Raw genomic sequence first — 3,700 nt, 5'->3', positions numbered from 1 at the left:
GCCCTGGCGTCGATGGATCTGCTGCTGGCGCCGAGCCGGGCCAGGGTTTCCGGCGCCAGCAGCAGATCCATCGACGCCAGGGCGGCGGCACAGCCCAGCGGGTTGGCGGTGAACGAATGCCCATGGGCGAACGCCCGGTCGAACGAGCCGTCGAGGAAGCCTTCGTAGATCGCCTCGGTCGTCACCGTGGCCGACAGCGGCAGGAAGCCGCCGGTCAACCCCTTGGACAGGCAGATCAGGTCCGGGGCGATGCCGGCGCGCAGACTGGCGAACAGGGCACCGGTGCGGCCGAAGCCGGTCATCACTTCGTCGAAGATCACGAGCGCGCCGGCCGCGCGCACCCGTTCCACCACGGCGCGCAGGAACGCGGGCCGCACCATGCGCATGCCGGCCGCCCCCTGCACCAGCGGTTCGGCGATGAAAGCGGCCACGTCATCGCCATGATCGGCCAGCCACGCGTCGAGCTTGGCCAGCGCCGCCGCCTCCTTGGCCTCCACCTCCGCGTCACCGTCCCAGGTGGCGGGATAATCCAGGTGCGAAACCTCGAACAGCAGATCGTGGAACGGCTCGTAAAAGCCGGAACTCTTGCCCACCGACATGGCGCCGAAGGTATCGCCGTGATAGGCGCCATCGAACGCCAGATAGCGACGGCGCCGGCCGTCGCCCCGGTTGCGCCAGAATTGGCGTGCCATCTTCATCGCCACCTCGACGGCGGTGGAGCCGTCGTCGGAGAAGAAGACGCGGGTCAGTCCCTCGGGCAGGATGCCGGCCAGCCGTGCGGCCAGGGTGGCGGCCGGGGCATGGGTGAAGTCGGCGAAGATCACCTGTTCCAGCGTCGCCGCCTGCCGGGCGATGGCCTCGACGATGGCCGGGTGGGCATGGCCGTGCAGGTTCACCCACCACGACGAAATGAGATCCAGGATTTCACGCCCGTCGGCAGTGAACAGGCTCACCCCCTCGGCCCGCACCACCGGGATCGGCTCGGGCGCGGTGGCGGCCTGGGTGAAAGGGTGCCACAGGTGGCGCCGGTCGAGTTCGACGATGTCTCGGCTCATGAAAACAGGCTCTCGAAAGCGGGAAGCTTGACCGCCACCTCGGCCACGGACTCCGGGGTCGCCGTCATCGGCGGCACCTCGGCCAGCACGCGGACGCCGCCGAAGTGTTCGATCGCGGCGCGGTTGTCGGCGTTGGCCGGGCCGTTCATCACCACCCCCGCCACCGGCAGATCGCGGCGCTTCAGCGCCTCCAGGCTCAACAATGTATGATTGATGGTACCCAGCGTCGAGCGCGCCACCAACACCACCGGCAACCGGAGATGGGCGATGAGGTCGATGATGAAGGCATCGTCGTTGAGCGGCACCAGCAGCCCCCCCGCCCCCTCCACCACCAGCGGCGCGGATGTCCGCGGCGGCTTGAAGTCGTCGAGCGACAGGCTCACCCCTTCGCGCCCGGCGGCCAGATGCGGCGACAGCGGCTCTTGGAGAGCGTGGGCCGGCGGATGCAGCCGCTCCGGCGCCGCTTCGGCGAGGCGGCCGACGGTAATGGTGTCGCCCTCGTCCTCGTTCAGCCCGGTCTGCACCGGCTTCCAATAATCCGCCCGCCACGCCCGCACCAGGCAAGCCGCGACGAAGGTCTTGCCGATGCCGGTATCGGTGCCGGTGACGAATACGCCTTTCATGCGGAAACTCCCTCGCGGCGAAACAGTCCGTAGGCGATGTGCCACGTCAAGGTGACGCCCTCCGGCCGCTCGAACGCCCGCAGCACCCGGCGCAAGGCCCCGGCGGGCAGTGGCCGATGACCGGGTACCGGCAAGCGGGCACCGATGCGCTTCAAGTCCTGAAGGAAGACCCGGCCGTTGGGATAGGGCCAGGACAGGCGTTCCTCGTCCACTTGGCCCCGGCCGCCCGGCGGCCAGACCTGCTGAATATCGTGGGCCGAACCGTAGCGCGGCATGCCGTCCTCCAGGCCCAGCTCGGCATGGGCCAAGCGCCACTCGATGAAGCTGTCGGCCGCCAGGGTGGCGAAGGCAAGATGGCCGCCCGGCCGCAGCAGGTCCACGAGCCGCGCCAGCGCCGGCACCGGGTCCTCGAACCACTGCACGGCAAGGCTGGAGACGACAAGGTCGAAGGAGGCCGACGGAAAGGTCGGCCGCTCGCCGTCCATCACCAGGAAGCGGGTGTCGGCGGGGTCTCCCAGGGTGGCGCGGCATTGCTCCACCATGGCGGGTGACAGGTCGGTGACGGTCCACGCCGCCGCCCCCAGCCGTTCCCGTAGCGCCTGGGTCAGGAAGCCGGTGCCGCAGCCGATCTCCAGCACGCGCGGCCGCGCCGGCCGAGGCAGCGCCGCCACGCGATCGGCCAGCCTGACGGCGACCGCCCGCTGCACGTCGGCGCCGGCCCCATAGGTGGCGGCGGCGGCACCGAAGGCGGCGGAGATTGCCTCCTTGCGGCTCAAGGGACCACCCCCTCGACGAAGGCGCGGATCAGCCCGGCGCACCACATGGGGTGGGTCAGCGGCAGCAGGTGCCCCCCCGCCGCCTGCCAGATCACGACGCCGAAGGCCATTTCGGCCATGCCCGGCGACACGACGGGATCTTCCGCCCCGGCCAGCGCCAGCAGCGGTCGGCCATCCAGAGCGGTGCGAGCGTCGAGGTCGCGCAGCCATTCCAGCCCTTCCAGAAGCCGGGCGTTATCGAAGCCGTGCGGCCGGGGCGCCGCCAGCCCGCAACGGCGGCGGAAGCCGTCGACCACGGCCTCGGGCTCGCGCGAGAAGCGGGCGATCATGCGGTCCAACACGCGCGGCGCCACGGCCGGCGCGTAATCGGGTCCCTCAATGAAGCGCGGAAAGCCGTTGATCGACACCATCCCCGCCCAGGCGAAGGGCTGGCGGGCCAACAACCACAGGACGCCCAGCGAATGCCCCACCGCCACCAGCGGCCGGTCGGCCGGCAGATCCGGCATCTGCGAGGAGCCGAAGAAGCCCAGGTCGACGGTAACCGCGTCATAATCCGGCAGGGCGGCGCGAAGGGCCTCCCACACCCGGTGGTCGAAGGCCCAGCCATGGACGAGGACGAGAAGGGGTTTGGTTCGTCTCATGCCTGCCCCGCCACCCGCGCCGCCGCGTCGATCAACTGGTTCACATCCTCGCCCGTGTGCGCCGCGCTCAGCGAGAAGCGGATACGGCTGGTGCCGGGCGGCACCGTGGGCGGCCGGATGGCGATGCCCAGAATACCGGCCTCCTCGAACTGCCGGCTGAGAGCCAGCGCCCGCGCCTCCGCCCCCACCAGGATCGGTACGATCTGGGTGGTGGACGCGCCGGTGTCGAGGCCCAGGTCGCGGCAGGCCGCGCGCAGCCGGTCGGCCTGGGCGTGAAGATGGCGGCGCTCGGACTCCAGCATCGGCACGAGGTCCAGCGCGGCGTCCATCGCCCCCAGCACCGCCGGCGGCAGGGCGGTGGCGTAAATGAAACCGGAACAGCGGTTGACGAGATAGTCGATCAACGCTTGCGAGCCGGCGATATAGGCGCCGAACCCGCCCAGCGCCTTGGAGAAGGTGCCCATGATGAGATCGACGCGGCCCGGCGCCTCGCCCGACAGCCCCATGCCGCGCGGCCCCAGTACGCCGGTGGCGTGGGCCTCGTCGATGTAGAGGAAGGCGTCATGGCGCTCGGCAAGGGCGGCCAGCGCCGGGATGTCCGCCCG

Annotated in this window: 5 protein-coding genes; all 5 read right to left on the bottom strand. The window is 70.7% G+C overall.

From position 1 onward, the window contains the following. The coding region (gene bioA, locus VED21_RS00555; protein ID WP_324880352.1) for an adenosylmethionine--8-amino-7-oxononanoate transaminase at positions 1–1,055 on the bottom strand (1,055 nt) is incomplete at its 3' end. Beyond that, positions 1,052–1,678 (bottom strand): dethiobiotin synthase, encoded by a 627-nt coding sequence (gene bioD, locus VED21_RS00550; RefSeq protein WP_324880351.1) that lies wholly within the window; start codon positions 1,676–1,678, stop codon positions 1,052–1,054. The genes bioA and bioD, both read right to left, overlap by 4 nt. Beyond that, a complete protein-coding gene (locus VED21_RS00545) occupies positions 1,675–2,454 on the bottom strand; it encodes a methyltransferase domain-containing protein (protein WP_324880350.1) in 780 nt (259 codons plus the stop codon). Before VED21_RS00545 ends, bioD begins: the two co-directional genes overlap by 4 nt. Then, complete coding sequence (locus tag VED21_RS00540) at positions 2,451–3,095, bottom strand: alpha/beta hydrolase (RefSeq protein WP_324880349.1); 645 nt, start codon at positions 3,093–3,095, stop codon at positions 2,451–2,453. Before VED21_RS00540 ends, VED21_RS00545 begins: the two co-directional genes overlap by 4 nt. Further along, a partial coding sequence (locus VED21_RS00535; RefSeq protein ID WP_324880348.1) for an aminotransferase class I/II-fold pyridoxal phosphate-dependent enzyme occupies positions 3,092–3,700 on the bottom strand: 609 nt, incomplete at its 5' end. The genes VED21_RS00535 and VED21_RS00540, both read right to left, overlap by 4 nt.

This window comes from Azospirillum sp., from assembly GCF_035627195.1.
GTDB lineage: Bacteria > Pseudomonadota > Alphaproteobacteria > Azospirillales > Azospirillaceae > Azospirillum.
This window is presented reverse-complemented; position numbering and strand designations above follow the sequence as displayed.